The 17,057-nt window shown below is 65.6% G+C and carries 15 protein-coding genes and 1 tRNA gene; 4 read left to right on the forward strand and 12 right to left on the reverse strand.

Going from position 1 to position 17,057, the window contains the following annotated elements; genetic code table 11:
* Positions 1–149: 149 nt before the first annotated feature.
* The gene (glgA, locus tag ACZ5BH_RS01660; RefSeq protein ID WP_464891240.1) at positions 150–1,592 is read left to right on the forward strand and encodes a glycogen synthase GlgA; all 1,443 of its coding nucleotides are present in this window, start codon (positions 150–152) and stop codon (positions 1,590–1,592) included.
* A gap of 7 nt (positions 1,593–1,599) precedes the next feature.
* Here the strand turns inward: glgA and ACZ5BH_RS01665 are convergent, their stop codons facing one another.
* Positions 1,600–1,806, reverse strand: a complete 207-nt coding sequence (locus tag ACZ5BH_RS01665; protein ID WP_464890189.1) for an SAP domain-containing protein — start codon at positions 1,804–1,806, stop codon at positions 1,600–1,602.
* Positions 1,807–2,173: 367 nt separating this feature from the next.
* On the opposite strand from ACZ5BH_RS01665, the gene gnd reads away from it, so the two are divergent.
* Together gnd and zwf are read left to right on the forward strand one after the other, a co-directional pair.
* Positions 2,174–3,097: a phosphogluconate dehydrogenase (NAD(+)-dependent, decarboxylating) gene (gene gnd, locus ACZ5BH_RS01670; RefSeq protein WP_464890190.1), complete on the forward strand. Its 924-nt coding sequence runs from the start codon at positions 2,174–2,176 to the stop codon at positions 3,095–3,097.
* The gene (gene zwf, locus ACZ5BH_RS01675) at positions 3,090–4,568 is read left to right on the forward strand and encodes a glucose-6-phosphate dehydrogenase (protein ID WP_464890191.1); all 1,479 of its coding nucleotides are present in this window, start codon (positions 3,090–3,092) and stop codon (positions 4,566–4,568) included. Before gnd ends, zwf begins: the two co-directional genes overlap by 8 nt.
* 264 nt (positions 4,569–4,832) lie before the next feature.
* Here zwf and alr read toward each other — a convergent pair whose 3' ends face one another.
* From alr to rnr, 8 genes are all read right to left on the reverse strand, one after another.
* On the reverse strand, positions 4,833–5,906 hold the full coding sequence (gene alr, locus ACZ5BH_RS01680; protein ID WP_464890192.1) for an alanine racemase: 1,074 nt from the start codon (positions 5,904–5,906) through the stop codon (positions 4,833–4,835).
* Entirely contained in the window at positions 5,903–7,240 is a 1,338-nt protein-coding gene (gene dnaB / locus ACZ5BH_RS01685) for a replicative DNA helicase (protein ID WP_464891241.1), read from the reverse strand. The genes alr and dnaB overlap by 4 nt, the downstream gene beginning before the upstream one ends.
* A 246-nt stretch (positions 7,241–7,486) precedes the next feature.
* Positions 7,487–7,936, reverse strand: a complete 450-nt coding sequence (rplI, locus tag ACZ5BH_RS01690; RefSeq protein WP_464890193.1) for a 50S ribosomal protein L9 — start codon at positions 7,934–7,936, stop codon at positions 7,487–7,489.
* Positions 7,937–7,987: 51 nt separating this feature from the next.
* Complete coding sequence (locus ACZ5BH_RS01695) at positions 7,988–8,911, reverse strand: DUF2232 domain-containing protein (RefSeq protein WP_464890194.1); 924 nt, start codon at positions 8,909–8,911, stop codon at positions 7,988–7,990.
* Between the two features lie 19 nt (positions 8,912–8,930).
* Positions 8,931–9,158, reverse strand: a complete 228-nt coding sequence (rpsR, locus tag ACZ5BH_RS01700; protein ID WP_464890195.1) for a 30S ribosomal protein S18 — start codon at positions 9,156–9,158, stop codon at positions 8,931–8,933.
* Positions 9,159–9,219: 61 nt separating this feature from the next.
* Positions 9,220–9,597 carry a 30S ribosomal protein S6 gene (rpsF, locus tag ACZ5BH_RS01705; protein WP_464890196.1) on the reverse strand — a complete coding sequence of 126 codons (378 nt, stop codon included), beginning with the start codon at positions 9,595–9,597 and terminating at the stop codon, positions 9,220–9,222.
* A 391-nt stretch (positions 9,598–9,988) separates the two neighbouring features.
* Positions 9,989–10,750 carry a 23S rRNA (guanosine(2251)-2'-O)-methyltransferase RlmB gene (gene rlmB / locus ACZ5BH_RS01710; RefSeq protein ID WP_464890197.1) on the reverse strand — a complete coding sequence of 254 codons (762 nt, stop codon included), beginning with the start codon at positions 10,748–10,750 and terminating at the stop codon, positions 9,989–9,991.
* A 9-nt stretch (positions 10,751–10,759) separates the two neighbouring features.
* Complete coding sequence (gene rnr, locus ACZ5BH_RS01715; RefSeq protein ID WP_464890198.1) at positions 10,760–13,102, reverse strand: ribonuclease R; 2,343 nt, start codon at positions 13,100–13,102, stop codon at positions 10,760–10,762.
* Positions 13,103–13,245: 143 nt separating this feature from the next.
* On the opposite strand from rnr, the gene ACZ5BH_RS01720 reads away from it, so the two are divergent.
* Positions 13,246–13,332 (forward strand) — tRNA-Leu (locus ACZ5BH_RS01720).
* A gap of 118 nt (positions 13,333–13,450) precedes the next feature.
* Here the strand turns inward: ACZ5BH_RS01720 and ACZ5BH_RS01725 are convergent.
* Genes ACZ5BH_RS01725 through ACZ5BH_RS01735 form a run of 3 tightly spaced genes read right to left on the reverse strand, consistent with a single transcriptional unit; the run spans position 13,451 to position 16,776 of the window.
* Positions 13,451–14,164 (reverse strand): hypothetical protein, encoded by a 714-nt coding sequence (locus ACZ5BH_RS01725; RefSeq protein WP_464890199.1) that lies wholly within the window; start codon positions 14,162–14,164, stop codon positions 13,451–13,453.
* Positions 14,164–15,135: a chemotaxis protein gene (locus ACZ5BH_RS01730; RefSeq protein ID WP_464890200.1), complete on the reverse strand. Its 972-nt coding sequence runs from the start codon at positions 15,133–15,135 to the stop codon at positions 14,164–14,166. Before ACZ5BH_RS01730 ends, ACZ5BH_RS01725 begins: the two co-directional genes overlap by 1 nt.
* A gap of 9 nt (positions 15,136–15,144) precedes the next feature.
* Positions 15,145–16,776: a methyl-accepting chemotaxis protein gene (locus ACZ5BH_RS01735; RefSeq protein WP_464890201.1), complete on the reverse strand. Its 1,632-nt coding sequence runs from the start codon at positions 16,774–16,776 to the stop codon at positions 15,145–15,147.
* Between the last annotated feature and the right edge of the window lie 281 nt (positions 16,777–17,057).

The raw sequence follows: 17,057 nt of genomic DNA on the forward strand, positions 1-17,057 counted from the left end.
CGAACCCAAGGGCTCCGTGCCTGTTTCGCATACCATCCTGTAACCCGGATGCAGGCCCGCAAGGCCGAAACCCGGAACAGGGAAACCGCAACAGGTCTCGATTCAATCCGCGATACACGACGACACACGCCATGCCCAATCATCCTCCCCTGCGCATCCTCTTCGCCGCCAGCGAAGCCCATCCCCTGATCAAGACCGGCGGCCTGGCCGACGTGGCCAGCAGCCTGCCCCGGGCCCTCACCGGCCTGAAGCAGCAGGTGCGCCTGGTGCTGCCCGCCTACGGCTCGCTGCTGGCGCGGATCGACAAGCCGCGCGAGGTGGCCGCCTTCACGGTCGGGGATCATGCCGTGCGGATCCTGGCCACCGTGCTGCCCGGCAGCCGGGTCACCACCTGGCTGGTGGACTGCCCGGCCCTGTTCGACCGCCCCGGCAACCCCTACCTGGGTCCCGACGGCCAGCCCTGGACCGACAACGCCCTGCGTTTCTTCCGCTTCGCCGAGGCGGTGGTGCGGATCGCCAGCGACAATGCCGGCCTGAACTGGCAACCCGACATCGTGCACAGCCACGACTGGCAGACCGGCCTGGTCAGCGCCCTGCTGTCGCGCCTGCCCGCGAGGCCGGCCACCGTCTTCACCATCCACAACCTCGCCTACCAGGGGCTGTTTCCCTGGCAGACCTTCGACGCCCTGGGGCTGCCGGGCGAATGGTGGAGTCATCACGCCCTGGAGTTCCACGGCCAGCTCTCCTTCATCAAGGGGGGCCTGGTGTTCGCCGACCGGCTCACCACCGTCAGCCCCACCTATGCCAGGGAGATCCAGACGCCGGAATACGGCTACGGACTCGACGGCCTGCTGCGCCACCGCGCGGCCGTGCTCAGCGGCATCCTCAACGGCATCGACGTGCAGGAATGGAACCCCGGCACCGATCCCCGCCTGGCGCAGAACTACAACCGGCGCACGCTGGGGAAGAAGGCCGCGAACAAGGCGGCGCTGCAGGCACAACTGGGCCTGGAAAAACGCGAAGACGTGCTGCTGATCGGCATGGTCAGCCGGCTGGTGGAACAGAAGGGGGTGGACATCCTGCTCGAGGCGCTGGACGCCCTGCTCCTGCGCCCGGTGCAGCTGGCCATCCTCGGCAGCGGCGAGGCCCGCTTCGAACAGGCGCTCCAGGCGGCCCGCGCCCGCCATCCGGGCCGCCTCGGCCTGCAGATCGGCTACGACGAAACCCTGGCCCACCGCATCGAGGCCGGCGCCGATCTGTTCCTGATGCCCTCGCGCTTCGAGCCCTGCGGCCTCAACCAGATGTACAGCATGCGCTACGGCACGCCGCCGCTGGTGCGGCCCGTGGGCGGACTGGCCGACACGGTGATCGACGCCACGGACGAAAACCTGGCTGCCGGCACGGCCACCGGCTTCCACATGACCGGCGAAAGCGGTGCCGAACTGGTTGCCACCGTGGAGCGCGCACTGGCCCTCTGGCGCCAGCCCGAACGTTGGCGCCGACTGCAGGACACCGGCATGGCCCGCGACTTCTCCTGGCGCCACAGCGCCGGAGAATACCTGGCCCTCTATCGCGGGATCACGGCGCCCTGAGCGCGACTCAGGCCGCGTGCGCCTTACGCTGGCTCGCCAGGCAATCCTCCCGCCACAGGCAGCCATCCTGGCCACACTCGAGCACCGTGGCCGTGGCGAAACAGGGCGTGTTGCCCTCGGCTTCCTGGATGAGATGGATCAGTTCGGCCTTGCTCTTCTTGCCGGGCTTGAGCCCCCGATCGCGGGCGATCTCGCGAATTTGCTGCATCAGCATGACGAACACTCCCTCGTGAAGAATTCCGTTTGTGACAAGCATGTGAAAGGGCGGTTTGGGTGCCATGAGAAACCGACACCCGGACGCGAACAGTATGGACTTCCCGGCGATTTTTTCAAGCAGATTCGACAACCCCCTGAAGAGACAGGGCAGGAGCAGCGCCTCGCCGCGACCATGCGGGGACGAGGTCATCGAAGCCAGACAGCCAACGTCTTTCCTCGGCCCTCGTCCCTCGCCACTCGTCCCTGCATGGTCGCGGCGAGGGCGCCACTCCCACCGGATTTGCCTCTGCCAAAACCGTCCTCCATGGCATACCGCCACCAATCGGCGTACCATGAATCGGTCTCGTCACAGGGAGGATTGCGCCATGCAGATCGCCATCATCGGCCTCGGCCGCATGGGCGGCAACATCGCGCGGCGGCTGCGCCGCGCGGGAATCGAGGTCACCGGTTTCAACCGCAACCCCGAAGTCACCCGCAAGCTGGCAGAGGAGACCGGCCTGCACGCCGCGGCCACCCTGGCCGAAGCCGTGGAGACGCTCAAGGTCCCACGGCTGGTATGGCTGATGCTCCCGGCCGGCGAGGTCACCGAGTCCCACATCGAAAAAACCGCCGCCCTGCTGCAACCGGGCGACATTCTGATCGACGGCGGCAACGCCTTCTACAAGGACAGCCTGCGCCGGGCCGCCGCCCTGGCGCGGCAGGATCTGCGTTTCGTGGACGTGGGCGTCTCCGGCGGGATCTGGGGGCTGGAAGAAGGCTACTGCCTGATGGCCGGCTGCGACGACGCCGGCGCCATCGAACACCTGCGTCCCGTGTTCGAGGCCCTGGCGCCCGCGCCCGACCGGGGCTGGGCCCACGTGGGCCCGGCCGGGGCCGGCCATTACACCAAGATGATCCACAACGGCATCGAGTACGGCATGATGCAGGCCATCGCCGAAGGCTTCAGCCTGCTCGAGGGCAAGACCGAGTTCAACCTCGACACCGCCCAGCTCGCCGAGCTGTGGCGTCATGGCACGGTGATCCGCAGCTGGCTGCTGGATCTCACCGCCGGCGTCCTGCAGCGGGATCGGGAACTGGCCGACATCGCGCCGGTGGTGGCCGACTCGGGCGAGGGCCGCTGGACGGTGATGGAGAGCATCGAACAGGGCGTGGCCGCGCCGGTGCTGTCGCTGGCCCTGCAGATGCGCTTCGCCAGCCAGGACCGGGAACAGTACGGCAACCGGCTGCTGGCCATGCTGCGCAACGCCTTCGGCGGCCACGCGGTGCAGAAGGAAGAAGACGATGCCTGACGCCTTCACCTTTGTGGTCTTCGGCGCCACCGGCAACCTGGCGCGCACCAAGCTGCTGCCGGCCATGTATCACCTGGAGGAAGGCGGGCACATCCCCGAGGGCTCGGCCATCATCGGCGTCAGCCGCCATCCCTGGCCGGAGCGGGAGCCGAAGGAACTGGTGGCCGAACTGCTGGCCGATCGGGTGCGCGGCCAGATCGACGACACGGTGCTCGAACGCCTGGCCGGCCGCCTCCGCTTCTTCTGCGGCGAGATGACCCGCGGCGAGGATCTGCGCCGCCTGGGCGAGCTGATCCACAAGGAAGGTCTCTCGCCCAACATCATCTTCTACATGGCCATCCCGCCCGATCTCTACGTGCCCACCTGCAATGCCATCGCCGAGGCCGGCCTCAACCGCGAGGAAGGCGGCTGGCGGCGAATCGTGATCGAAAAACCCTTCGGCTACGATCTGGAGAGCGCCATCCAGCTCGACGAGAGCCTGCATCACCACTTCCGCGAAGAACAGATCTTCCGCATCGATCACTACCTCGGCAAGGCGATGGTGCAGAACGTGCTGGTGTTCCGCTTCGCCAACCTCATGCTCGAGCCGCTGTGGAACCGCAACTACATCGATCACGTGCAGATCACCCATTCGGAGACCCAGGGGATCGCCGGGCGCGCCGCCTTCTACGACGGCGTGGGCGCCCTGCGCGACATGATCCAGAGCCATCTTTTGCAGATGCTCACCCTGGTGGCCATGGAGCCGCCGGCCAGCCTCGACGCCGAATCGCTGCGCGACGAGAAGGTCAAGGTGCTCAAGTCCATCCGCCCAATCACCCGCCGCGCGGTCAACGCCCATGCCTTCCGTGCCCAGTACGCCCGCGGCCAGGGCGAACAGGCCGATCTGCGCGGCTACCTGGAGGAGGACGGCGTGGCGCCCAACAGCACCACTGAAACCTACGCCGCCCTCAAGCTCTACGTGGACAACTGGCGCTGGCGCGGCGTGCCCTTCTACCTGCGCACGGGCAAGCGCCTGGCCGCCAACAGCTCCATGATCAGCATCCGCTTCAAGCACCCGCCCCAGCAGCTGTTTCGCACCACCGCCATCGAACAGGTGGAGCCCAACTGGATCCTGCTCGGCATCCAGCCTCAGGAATGTCTGCGCATGGAGCTGCAGACCAAGGAACCGGGCCTGGAATTCCGCAGCCACACCACCCGCCTCGACGCCGGCTACTGCGGCGCCGACTTCTACCGGCTCGACGCCTACGAGGCCCTGCTGCTGGACGTGATCGAGAACGACTCCTCCCTGTTCCTGCGTTCCGACGAAATCCAGTGGGCCTGGCGGGTGGTCGATCCGATCCTCAAGGTCTGGGATACGGAGCGGGAATACATTCCCACCTACCCCGCCGGCACCTGGGGGCCGTCACAGTCGCTGCGGCTGTTCGACAAGGAGGATCAGCGCTGGCGCAATTCGCTGGATGAAGGGGGGTGAGGAACGTCCAACGCAACGGTTATTCACCATCTCGTAATTGTTTTGACCGAAATGAGTAGGAGCGGCGCAAGCCGCGAAGGAAGACGTTTTCGCGGCTTGCGCCGCTCCTACATTAAACGATTCTCGTCAGGACAATTTTGAGACAACGAATAATTGGTTTGCCGGGAAGATCGCGGCGAGGGCGCCGCGCCTACTGATCAATCCGGCAAATGTTTCTGAACCACCATGATCCTCTCTGCGCCTTGGCGTTGAAAACTCCTCCCCTCAATCGACATACTCGAACCGCACCCGCGGCGTGATCTTGCACAGCAGTTCGTAGCCGATGGTGCCGGCGTGGCGGGCGACCGTTTCGATGGGCAGGCCTTCGCCCCAGAGGGTGACGGGGTCGCCGGGAACAGCGTCGGGGACGTTGCGCAGGTCGAGGGTGAGCATGTCCATGGACACGGTGCCGGCGAGGGCGCCGGGCCGGCCGTTGACAAGCACGGGGGTGCCGTCGGGGGCGTGGCGGGGGTAGCCGTCGCCGTAGCCGATGGCGGCCACGCCCACCGGCATGTCCTCGGGGCAGACGAAGCGGCCGCCGTAGCCGATGGCATCGCCCCGGCGCAGGCGCTTGACGGCGATCAGGGTGCTGTGCAGGGTCATGGCCGGCGCCAAGCCGGGCCAGGGCTCGCCGCCGAAGGGCGAGACGCCGTAGAGCAGGATGCCGGGGCGGTTCCACTCGGCATGGGTCTGGGGCCAACCGAGAATGCCGGCAGAATTGGCCACCGAGCGTTCGCCATCGAGCCCGGCGATGGCCTCGTCGAAGATCCGCAGTTGCCGTTTGGTGGCCGGATCGGTGCGGTCGTCGGCATTGGCCAGGTGGGTCATCAGGCGCGGCGCGCCCCGCACCGCCGGGCATTCGGCCAGCCGCCGGTAGAGGGCGCCGGCCGCCTCCGGCGCCACGCCCAGGCGGTGCATGCCCGTGTCGATCTTGAGCCACACGGGAACGGGCCGCCCGGCGGGCGCCTGCTCGAGCATTGCCACCTGGGCGGCATGGTGAACCACCGTCTCCAGCCGCCACTGGCGCAGGGCCTCGATTTCCGCGGCGCTGAGGATCCCTTCCAGGAGGACGACGGGCTTGTCGATGCCGGCCTCGCGCAAGACCAGCGCCTCGTCCAGGCAGGCCACGCCGAAGGCGTCGGCCGCCTCCAGCGCCCGCGCCGCTTCCACGATGCCGTGACCGTAGGCATTGGCCTTGATCACCGCCAGCAGGCGGCTGCCGGGAGCGGCCTGGCGGGCCAGGGCCAGATTGTCGCGCAACGCCGAGCGCCGGATGACCGCCCGCGTGTCACGGGTCATGCATAGTCCCCGTCGTCGGCCTGGATGAAGTTCTCGAAGCGGGTGTACTGGCCAAGGAAGGTCAGCCGGGTCATGCCGATGGGGCCGTTGCGCTGCTTGCCGATGATGACCTCGGCGGTGCCCTTGTCGGGGCTGTCCTCGTTGTAGACCTCGTCGCGGTAGATGAAGACGATGAGGTCGGCGTCCTGCTCGATGGCACCCGACTCGCGCAGGTCCGACATGATGGGCCGCTTGTTGGGCCGCTGCTCGAGGCTGCGGTTGAGCTGGGAGAGGGCGATGACCGGCACGTTGAGTTCCTTGGCCAGGCCCTTGAGGGCGCGGGAGATTTCCGAGATCTCGGTGGCCCGGTTCTCGTTGCTGCCGGAGGTGCCCTGCATGAGCTGCAGGTAGTCGATGACGATCAGCCCCAGCCCGTGCTCGCGGGCGATGCGCCGCGCCCGGGCGCGCACTTCCATGGGCGTGAGGCCGGGCGTGTCGTCGATGAAGATGGGCGCCTCGTTGAGGATCCCCACCGCCGAGGTCAGGCGCGGCCAGTCGGCCTCGTCCAGCTTGCCGGTGCGGATCTTGTGCTGATCGATCCGCCCCAGCGAGGACATCATGCGCATCACCAGCTGTTCGCCCGGCATCTCCATGGAGAACACGGCCACCGGGGTCTTGTTCTTGATGGCGGCGTTCTCCACCAGGTTCATGGCAAAGGAGGTCTTGCCCATGGAGGGCCGGCCCGCGACGATGATGAGATCCGAGTTCTGCAGCCCGGAAGTCATGTTGTCGAAGTCGGTGAAGCCGGTGGGAATGCCGGTGTAGGCCGACGGATTCTGGTAGAGGGCGTCGATCCGCTCCACCGCCTTGACCAGCAGATCCTTGACTGCCTGGTAACCGGCCCGGCTGCGGTTACCCCGCTCGGCGATGTCGAAGACCCGCTTCTCGGCCTCGTCGAGGATCTCGGCGCTGCTGCGGCCTTCCGGGTTGTAGGCCGACTCGGCGATGCCGGTGGCCACCTGGATGAGTTCCCGCAGCACCGCCCGCTCGCGCACGATGCCGGCATAGGCCTTGATGTTGACGGCGGTGGGCGTGTTGCGGGCCAGGGTGCCCAGGTAGGCCAGGCCGCCGGCGTTGTCCAGCTCGTTGTGGCTGGCCAGCCATTCGGAGATGGTCACCGCATCGAAGGGCTGGGCCTCCTCGGCGAGCATGGCGATGGCGCGGAAGATGAGGCGGTGATCGCGCCGGTAGAAGTCCTCCTCCGAGACCAGATCGGCCACCTGATCCCAGGTGTCGTTGTCGATCATCAGGCCGCCGAGCACCGCCTGTTCCGCCTCGAGGGAATGGGGCGGCATCTTCAGCGCGGCGGTGGCGCTGTCTCGAACCGGGGTCGGCTGGGCCACGTCTTGCAAGGCGATCTCCGTCGCTTCGGATCGGAAAGAAACCGGCACCGGTGGCAGTCCGGGCGGCGATCGGGGGAGGTTCAGAATAGCACAATGCCCGCCGGGGAAAAGGCTTGACAGGCGGCTTCGAGGCGCCCGACGGCACGCCGCCGGCTGGTCATTTCATGACCAGCCGGCGCATGCGAGGGGTGGCGGGGCTTACTCGGCGACGACGATGATCTTCACCGGACGGGTGACGTCCGTGTGCAGATGAATGTCGATCTCGTATTCGCCGGTGTGGCGGATGGGGCCTTCGGGCATGCTCACTTCGCGCTTGGCCACTTCCACGCCGGCGGCGGTGATGGCCTCGGCGATGTCGGCCACGCCCACGGAGCCGAACAGCTTGCCTTCCTCGCCCGCCTGGCTGGCGATGGTGATCTCGCCCAGGGATTCGAGCTTGCCGGCGCGCTCTTCGGCGGCGGCCCGGGCCTCGGCGGCCTTCTTCTCCAGTTCGGCACGGCGTTCCTCGAAGATCTTGATGTTCTCGGGGGTGGCCGGAACCGCCTTCTTCTGGGGCACCAGGTAGTTGCGGCCGTAGCCGGGCTTGACCTCGACCTTGTCGCCCAGATCGCCGAGGTTGGCAACCTTCTCCAGCAGAATGACTTCCATCGTTGTGACTCCTACAGTCGGATAGTTCGCTTGATCGAATACGCCGGCATTTCACTCGCCTGCCGGCAGGCGCGCCCGGAAATCCAGGCCATTGTCCAGCCAGCCCAGCCCCGCCAGAAACAGCAGCGACCAGGGCATGAACAGCACCAGCACCACGTAGACCCCGAACAGCCAGCCCCGGTCCTGCGGCCGCCGTCCCAGCAGCGCGTGGCTGAGCGCCAGCCCCTGGAAGAGAAACAGCAGGCCCAGCACCGGCACCAGGTTGGCCAGGAACGTCCCCGCCGCGCCCGGCAGCAACAGGGCGCCGAGGATCAGCACCGCCATCAGCAGGCTGGCGCTCCGCCCCAGGCGCAGGCGGCGGAACTCCTCGCCAAAAGCGCCGGGACGCAAGGCCACCGCCTGCCACCAGCGGCCGATCAAAAGGCCCAGCGACAGGCCGAAGACGCTCGAGGCGGCCAGCACGCCGGTCATGATCCGCGCGGTTGCAAGCAGTTGCGGCTCGAAGTCGGCCGGCAGCTCGGCCAGCATGCCCGCCTGCTCCAGCACCGGCAGCAGTTGTTCACGAATGTACTGCTGCCACCAGCCGACCGGATCGTCCACGGCCAGCCAGAAGCCCGTCACGGCAAGCATGCCCAGCAGGCTGCAGACCATCAGGCCCAGGGCCAGCGAGCGGCTGGCGCCGAAGGCCGCGGCGGCGATCCACACCGGCAGCCACAGGGTCAGGGCCAGCCCCAGGGCCAGGTTCATCAAGCCGAAGGGGCTGCCGACGAGGGCCACCAGGGCGCTGGCGCCGGCCACGTTGAGCAGCCCCTCCCGGGCGCCCTGCTGGAGCGTCACCAGCGCCACGCCGCCGGCGCTGAACCAGGCCAGCGGCCAGCTCAGCGGGGGCAGGGCCAGCGACAGCACCGCCAGCGCCGCCACCACCAGGATGGCCGGCACCCGGCCACGCAGGATATGGGAGGCCAGGCCCCGCATGGCCGGTTCGCCGTTCGGTTTACTTGTGCGAGTCGGTGTAGGGCAGCAGGGCCAGGTAACGGGCGCGCTTGATGGCGGTGGCCAGCTGGCGCTGATACTTGGCCTTGGTGCCGGTGATCCGGCTCGGGACGATCTTGCCGCTCTCGGAAATGTTGGCCTTGAGCAGGTTCAGATCCTTGTAATCGATCTCTTCGATGCCTTCGGCGGTGAAGCGGCAGTACTTTCTGCGACGAAAATAACGGGACATGTCAGGTTTCCTTCACATGCATGGCGCCGCCGGTGCGGCGCGAATGAACGGATGCGGAGGCTCAGGCCTCGGCGGCAGCCGGCTTGGCTTCGCTTTCGGCTTCCGGCTTCTTCTCGCCCTCTTCCTTCTTGGCCAGCGGCGAAGGCTCGGTGATGGCCTTGTCGCGCTTGATGACCAGGTTGCGGATCACGGCGTCGTTGAAGCGGAAGGCGGCGGTCAGCTCGTCCAGGGTCTCCTTGTCGCACTCGATGTTCATGAGCACGTAGTGCGCCTTGTGGACCTTCTGGATGGTGTAGGCGAGCTGGCGGCGGCCCCAGTCCTCGAGGCGGTGGATCTTGCCACCCTTGCTCTCGATGGTGTTCCGGTAGCGTTCGAGCATGGCGGGAACCTGCTCGCTCTGGTCAGGATGGACCAGAAACACGATTTCGTAGTGTCTCATGATGCTCCCTTCGGCTATCAAGCCTCCCGTCGCGCGGTGAGGCAGAGAGTGTGTCGGATTGTGGCTTCCGGGGCCACGCGGCCCGCGAAAGACCGGCGATTTTACGCCATGGCGGTGTCTGACGCAATCCTTCGTTCTTTTCCGAATTGGTGGAAAAAACGCAGAGGACGCAGAGACGCAGAGGGCGCGGAGAAAAACTGTTCAAATACAAAAATCACTTACGAATCAATTTCCTACGTTATAAAGGCAGGGGTTGTGGATGTGTTTTCATCCATTCCCACCGGATTGGGAAAGAAGGAACCGGGATTCATGCGCGGTCAACCATGGCTGTCCCGGAACCTCTCAAAACAAATTAACTCTCCGCGCTCTCTGCGTCTCTGCGCCCTCTGCGTTATTTGCAGATCCTTCGACCGGAGGCCCGCTGCCGCAGGGCCTCGTAGAGACAGATCCCGGTCGCCACGGAGACGTTGAGGCTCTGCACGTGGCCGCGCATGGGCAGGGCGATCAGGGTGTCGCAGGCTTCGCGGGTGAGGCGGCGCAGGCCGCGGCCCTCGGCGCCGAGGACCAGGGCCAGGGGGCCGGTGAGATCGGCGGCGAACAGGTCGGTTTTGGCGTCCACGTCGGTGCCCACCAGCCAGATCCCGGCCTCCTTCAGGGCGCGCAGGGTGCGGGCCAGGTTGGTCACCGCGAAGAAGGGCACCGTCTCCACGGCCCCCGCGGCCACCTTGCGCACGGTGCCGGTGAGGCCGCAGGCCCGATCCTTTGGCGCGATCACCGCGTGCACGCCGGCGGCATCGGCGGTGCGCAGGCAGGCCCCCAGGTTGTGGGGATCCTGCACGCCGTCGAGAATCAGCAGAAACGGGGGCTCGGCCAGGCCGGCCAGCAGGGCGGGCAGCTCGGTCTCGTCTCGCGCCGGGGCGTCGCGCACTTCGGCCACCACGCCCTGGTGCCTGGCCCCGGCAGCGCGCCGATCCAGCACCTCGCGGGGCACCCGCTCGAGGCGCGCCCCGGCAATCCGTGCCGCCTCCTCGATGGCCCGGGCGCGGCGATCCTGACGCCCCTGCTCCAGCCACACCACGCGCACCCGTTCCGGCTCGTGGTCCAGGGCCGCCTGCACCGCGTGCAGGCCGTAAACGGTATGGGTGCCGGCCATCGCGCCGCCTCAGCCGCTCCGGCTCTGGCTGCGCTTGGTCTTCTTGCGGTTGTGGGTCTTGCGGGCGGTCTTCTTCGCGGCCTTCTTCTTCGCCGCTTTCCGGCGTCCAGCGGATTTCTTCTTCGCCGTCTTCTTGCCGGCGGGGGCCGCGGCCATCACGCTGGGCTGGCTCTGGGCCGGCCCCACGTAGGCGAAGTCGATCTTGCGCTCGTCGAGATCCACCCGCGCCACCTTCACCCGCAGGCGATCGCCGAGCCGGTAGACCTGGTGGTTGTGCTCGCCAACCAGCTGGTGCTTGACCGGGTCGAAGCTGTAGTAGTCGTTCTCCAGGCTGGTGACGTGGATCAGGCCCTCCACGTAGATGTCGTCCAGCTCCACGAACAGGCCGAAGCCGGTCACCGAGGTAATGGTGCCGTCGAACTCCTCGCCCACCTCGTCGAGCATGTATTCGCACTTGAGCCAGTCCACCACGTCGCGGGTGGCCTCGTCGGCGCGGCGCTCGGTCTGGGAGCAGTGGTCGCCCAGGGCCACCATCTTTTCGTGGTCGTAGCGGAACACTTCCGGCGGCTGGCCGGAGAGCACGTGGCGGATGGCCCGGTGCACCAGCAGATCCGGATAGCGGCGGATGGGCGAGGTGAAGTGGGCATAGGCATCGTAGGCCAGACCGAAGTGGCCCACGTTGTCGGGGCTGTAGACCGCCTGCTTGAGGCTGCGCAGCAGCACCGTCTGGATCAGGTGGGCATCGGGCCGGCCCTGCACCTCCCGCAGCAGCTCGGCATAGTCCTTGGCGCTGGGCTTGTCGCCGCCGCCGAGCCTGAGGCCGAATTCACCAAGGAAGGCGCGCAGGTCCTCCAGTTTCTCGGCCGCCGGCCCCTCGTGCACCCGGTACAGGGCCGGGATCTTCGCCTCCAGCAGGAAGCGGGCCGTGGCCACGTTGGCGGTGATCATGAACTCCTCGATCATCTTGTGGGCGTCGTTGCGGATCACCGGCACGATGCGATCGATCTTGCGCTCCTCGCCGAACACGATACGGGTCTCCACCGTCTCGAAGTCGATGGCCCCGCGTTGCTCCCGGCGTTTGCGCAGCACCTTGTAGAGCCTGTGCAGATCCTCCAGATGGGGCAACACTTCCCGGTAGGTCTCGCGCAGTTCCGCGTCGCCCTCCACCAGCATGGCCGCCACCTTGGTATAGGTGAGCCGGGCGTGGGAGAACATCACCGCGGGGTAGAAGCGCCATGCCTTGAGCACGCCGCGGGGGCTGAGCTGCATGTCGCAGACCATGCACAGGCGATCCACCTGGGGATTGAGCGAGCACAGGCCGTTGGAAAGCACCTCCGGCAGCATGGGGATCACCCGTTCGGGAAAGTACACCGAATTGCCCCGCTCCTGGGCGTCGGCGTCGAGGGCCGAATCGGGCTGCACGTAATGGGAGACGTCGGCGATGGCCACCAGCAGGCGCCAGCCCTGGTCGTTGCGCTCGCAGTAGACCGCGTCGTCGAAGTCGCGGGCGTCCTCGCCATCGATGGTCACCAGCGGCAGATGGCGGATGTCCTCGCGGCCACGCTTGTCGGCCTCCGCCACCTCCTCGCGCAGGTGGGCGATCTCCTGCTCGGTCTCCGGCGACCAGACCATGGGCAGGCCGTGGGCGCGGATGGCCACGTCGATCTCCATGCCGGGCGCCATGTGATCGCCCAGCACCTCGGTCACCTTGCCGATGGGCTGGCGATAGCGGGTCGGCTGCTCAAGGATCTCCACCACCACGAACTGGCCGTTCTCGGCCACCCCCCGGTGCTCGGGCGGGATCAGGATGTCCTGGTGAATGCGCTTGTTGTCGGGCACCACGAAGGCCATGTTGCTCTCGACGAACAGGCGCCCCACCAGGGTGTGGTTGGCCCGCTCCAGCACCTCGATCAGGGTGCCCTCGCGGCGGCCCCGGCGATCCACGCCGGTGATGCTCACCAGGGCACGGTCGCCGTGCAGCAGGCTGCGCATCTCGCGGGCGGAGAGGAATACGTCGTCCCCGGTCTCGTCGGGCACCAGGAAACCGAAGCCGTCGGGATGGCCGATGACCCGCCCTCGCACCAGGTTCATGTGACTGACCAGGCCGTACTCGGAACGGCGGTTGAAAACCAGCTGGCCGTCACGCTCCATGGCCCGCAGGCGCCGGCGCAGGGCTTCGCGCTGCTCCTCGCTCTCCAGGCCCAGGGCCTCGGCGATGGCCTCGCGGGTCATGGGCTGGCCGGCTTCCTCGAGGAGCTGGATGATGAATTCGCGGCTGGGGATGGGGTTTTCGTATTTCTGGGCTTCGCGCGCCGCATAGGGATCGGCGGCGGATTTGGCTGTTTTTTTCATGTCGGGGATGGAAGGGACTTCCGGTTTCTCTCTTTATATAATGGTCGGTAACCGCATAGTGTAACGCAGCGCGGCCATCGGCGGGGGATTTTCCGTGCCGGATTTGACAACCCGCGCGCTGCCCGGTAAAGTGCGCGCCCTATGCCGAGGTGGCGGAATTGGTAGACGCGCTAGCTTCAGGTGCTAGTGGGGGAAACCCCGTGGAGGTTCAAGTCCTCTCCTCGGCACCAATCAAATCACAAGCCGCCGGAAAGCAAAAAGCGCTGATTTTTCAGCGCTTTTTCGTTCATGCTCGATGCGCTCGCCGCTCAAAACCGGAATAGACGTGCATTCAGCGTTGATATCTCCTCAATAGCGTACCGCCAGCCCGATACCGATGAAATCGTCGCTGCGCCTATCCAGGGAAAAGCCGAAATTCAGGTCGAGCTGGAGATCTTCCTTGGGCAGCCAGGCCAGTCCCGCATCGACGACGGTCGCGGTCTTGCTGCCGGCTGCCAAACGCCGCTCGGCATAAATCTCGATGAAACTGCCGAGCTGCTCGCCATGCGCGAAAGACAACCCCACTGCCGGTTGGAAATAGGTTTCCAGCCGGCCCTGTTCGACACCCGTCGCCACCTGCAGGGTACCGAACAGGCCGACATCGGCTGTCAGGGCACGGTCCCAGAGCAAGCCAAGAAAAGGCGCCAGCCGGTCATCCTGCCAAGACAGGTACCCCAGCAGGGAAATGTTATATCGGTCCTGCGTCACAAGGCGGTGCTTGGCACCGAACATGGGATCGGCGGTGACCTCATCACCGCCTTCCATCACCTGCACGCCATCCCACAAGAGATTGAACTCGGTGGCCGGTCCCAGGCCACGGCGCAAGTTCAGTAGAGGCGCCGTGTAGCTGTCGGGATCTCCGGCGCGGTTGCCGTAACTGGATTGAATCCCCATTTCCACCTGCCATGCGCCCGGTGACAAAGTGGCAGTGCCGGTGCTGAAACCGGGCCGGTCGGGGACCACCGGTGCCGCCAAGGCCAGAACCGGGATCAGCCCGGTGACGAGATGCCATGGCCGCCACATCAGCTTTCGGGCGCCGTGATGCCGTGCCGGGCCAGCACCTGCCGCAGCGTGGCGGCCAGCTCCCTCGGCTCGAACTTGGCCACGTAGTCATCACTGCCGACACTGGCGCCAAGCGCCTGGTTGGATTCAGTGGTGAGCGACGAGTGCATGACCACGGGAATGCCCTCGAAACGGGCATCCTCCTTGATCTTGCGGGTCAACACATAACCATCCATCTCCGGCATCTCGATGTCGGTGAGGACCAGTTGCACCCGGTCCCGGACCCGCTGGCCGGCCAGCTCCGCCTCCTCGGCGAGCTTCTGCAACCGTGACCATGCCTCCTGGCCGTTGACCGCCATGATCGACTGGTAGCCCAGAGCCTTGAGCGTGCGCTCGATCTGCTTGCGCGCGATGGCCGAATCGTCCACGAACAGGACGGTGACATCAGACTGCTTGTCCTCCGTGATTTCGTCGAAGAGGTGTTCGTCGTCATAGAGGCCAGCCGTTTCGGCCAAGACCTTTTCCACATCCAGAATCATCACCAGACCGTGATCTCCGGTATCGGACACGGCCGTCACCAGGCCCCCATGGCGGTGCGCCATCATGGGCGGCGGCACCTTGACATCGTGCCAGGCCATCCGCTTGATGCTGTCCACCGAATGGACCAGGAAGCCCTGAAGGTGGCGGTTGTACTCGGTGACGATCAGAATGCCAGGCCTGTCTTCGGTGCGGATATTGCAGAATTTCTGCAGGTTGATGACCGGAAGCGTTTCTCCACGCAGGCTGACCATACCCTCCACGCCATCCGGCATGTCTGGCGCACGGGTAATTTCCGGCACGTGCATGACTTCCTTGACCTTGAACACGTTGATGCCGAAGACCTCCTCCCGGCCATCCTCCGCATCCCGGCCCAGGCTGAAGAGCAACACCTCCAGCCGGTTGGTGCCAGCCAGGCTGGTGCGTTCGTCCACCGATTGCATGAGTTCGGACATGACGCCCCCCTATACCTTGAACTGCATGACCAGGCCCTGCAGTTCACTGGCCATCCTTGCCAGTTCCTGACTGGTCGAGGATGTCTCCTCGGCACCTGCAGCCGTTTGTTCCGCCATGTCGTTGATGGCGATGATGTTGCGGTTGATTTCTTCCGAAACCGCCCTCTGCTCCTCGGCCGCCGAAGCAATATGCGTGCTCATTTCGTTGATGCTGCGAACTGCTTCCGATATCGTCGCCAATGCCTGTCCGGATCTGGCTGCATATTCGACTGCCGATTGCGACTGTTCACGACTCGTCTCCATGACTTCCACGGCACGCCGGGAACCGGACTGAAGTTTCTCGATCATCTCGTTGATCTCCTCGGTCGATTCCTGGGTTCGTCCGGCAAGGGTACGGACCTCATCGGCCACCACGGCGAAGCCGCGGCCCTGTTCGCCGGCCCTGGCGGCCTCGATAGCCGCATTGAGTGCCAGGAGGTTGGTCTGTTCGGCGATCCCGCGAATCACCTCAAGCACACCGCCAATGGCATCGCTGTGCTGTTCCATTTCGGCGATGGTCTGTGCCGATTCCTCGATCTGGTGAGCAAGGGTGTTGATTTGATCCACCGCCCGTTGCACCACCTGCGCCCCTTCCTGCGTCTGGTTGTCGGCTTCGCGCGCCGCTTCGGCCGTCTGCGCGATGTTGTTCGCCACTTCCTGCACCGTGGCGGTCATCTCGTTCATCGCGGTAGCCACCTGCTCCGTCTGGCTGCGCTGCTCGTTGACCGTGCGGGTGGTCTGATCGGTCACCGAGGCCATCTCCTCGCCGGCGGTCGCAAGCTGTTCCACCGTACTCAGAACATGGCTAATCATCTGCCGTTGCGTGGAGACGGCGTTGTTGAGATCATTGGCCATTTCGCCAAACTCGTCACCGGACTGGTAGTGCACCTGGCATGTCAAGTCGCCGGAATCCATCTGGCGCAGTACGTCGCGAACCTCCAGGAGGGGTGTGCGGATGCTTTGCACCAGCCGCCAGCCGAGAAAACCGGCAACGAACATGCCGATGACGATCAACCCGATGGTAAAATTGCGCATCTCGAAGTACGCGGCCTGGGCATTGTCATAGCGCCGTTTGGCACGTTCGACCTGGTAATCGGTCAATTCGTTGATGGCCGCCCGGGCCTGGCGAAAGGCATGCAGGGCCGGACCATAGAGCACGTCCTCAGCGGCCTCCGTACGCCCGTCTCGGGACAGGGGCAAGACCTTGTCGTTGAGCAGGTCGAGATATGTGGCCCATGCCGACTTGTAGGCCTCCAGCAGGCGCGTCTCTTCCGCACCCAGGTGGCTCTCGCGATACCTGGCCTCATTGCGCGCCAGGCGTTCGAGCTGCTCCTTGATTTTCTTTTCGTGCACGGCCTGACGTTCGGGCTCGGCGAGGTGCCGACCCACCCGGTCCCGGATACGGTACAGGGACGATTTCATGTCTTCGATGGTTTCCGTCGGCACCAACTCCTGGGCATAGAGATTGATGACACGCTGATTGATGGCACCGGCCTGGTGCAGACCGAACAGACCCAGACCCAGAAGTGCGGCCAGCAGCACACCGATGACCGAGTAGAGTTTCGTGGCAATACGCCAGTCCTTGAAGCGTTTGAGTTTCATGTCAACCTCCTTGATTCGAGCGACATTGGGTCGGATTGCAAACCATGATCATCACTGTGTTTCCGGACCAGTCTATGGAGCCCGGGAAGCGTCGCTTGTGAAAATGATTCGGATTCAGAGACACCCGTATGAGCGAACAAACGGCTCAGGAACATCCGGAGAAAAACAGAGGGAAATGCAATGCATTCAGACGTGGGAACGATTCTGGTAAAATTGTGAGCCCTGAGCCCTGAGCCCTGAGCCCTGAGCCCTGAGCCCTGAGCCCTGAGCCCTGAGCCCTG

This window comes from Thioprofundum lithotrophicum, from assembly GCF_055387065.1.

What these genes read in the sequence shown, in the direction of transcription:
- ACZ5BH_RS01665 (WP_464890189.1), bottom strand. Translation starts at nt 1,806, where the DNA reads ATGCTGATGCAGCAAATTCGCGAGATCGCCCGCGATCGGGGGCTCAAG.
- gnd (WP_464890190.1), top strand. Translation starts at nt 2,174, where the DNA reads ATGCAGATCGCCATCATCGGCCTCGGCCGCATGGGCGGCAACATCGCG.
- zwf (WP_464890191.1), top strand. Translation starts at nt 3,090, where the DNA reads ATGCCTGACGCCTTCACCTTTGTGGTCTTCGGCGCCACCGGCAACCTG.
- alr (WP_464890192.1), bottom strand. Translation starts at nt 5,906, where the DNA reads ATGACCCGTGACACGCGGGCGGTCATCCGGCGCTCGGCGTTGCGCGAC.
- dnaB (WP_464891241.1), bottom strand. Translation starts at nt 7,240, where the DNA reads ATGCCGCCCCATTCCCTCGAGGCGGAACAGGCGGTGCTCGGCGGCCTG.
- rplI (WP_464890193.1), bottom strand. Translation starts at nt 7,936, where the DNA reads ATGGAAGTCATTCTGCTGGAGAAGGTTGCCAACCTCGGCGATCTGGGC.
- ACZ5BH_RS01695 (WP_464890194.1), bottom strand. Translation starts at nt 8,911, where the DNA reads ATGCGGGGCCTGGCCTCCCATATCCTGCGTGGCCGGGTGCCGGCCATC.
- rpsR (WP_464890195.1), bottom strand. Translation starts at nt 9,158, where the DNA reads ATGTCCCGTTATTTTCGTCGCAGAAAGTACTGCCGCTTCACCGCCGAA.
- rpsF (WP_464890196.1), bottom strand. Translation starts at nt 9,597, where the DNA reads ATGAGACACTACGAAATCGTGTTTCTGGTCCATCCTGACCAGAGCGAG.
- rlmB (WP_464890197.1), bottom strand. Translation starts at nt 10,750, where the DNA reads ATGGCCGGCACCCATACCGTTTACGGCCTGCACGCGGTGCAGGCGGCC.
- rnr (WP_464890198.1), bottom strand. Translation starts at nt 13,102, where the DNA reads ATGAAAAAAACAGCCAAATCCGCCGCCGATCCCTATGCGGCGCGCGAA.
- ACZ5BH_RS01725 (WP_464890199.1), bottom strand. Translation starts at nt 14,164, where the DNA reads ATGTGGCGGCCATGGCATCTCGTCACCGGGCTGATCCCGGTTCTGGCC.
- ACZ5BH_RS01730 (WP_464890200.1), bottom strand. Translation starts at nt 15,135, where the DNA reads ATGTCCGAACTCATGCAATCGGTGGACGAACGCACCAGCCTGGCTGGC.
- ACZ5BH_RS01735 (WP_464890201.1), bottom strand. Translation starts at nt 16,776, where the DNA reads ATGAAACTCAAACGCTTCAAGGACTGGCGTATTGCCACGAAACTCTAC.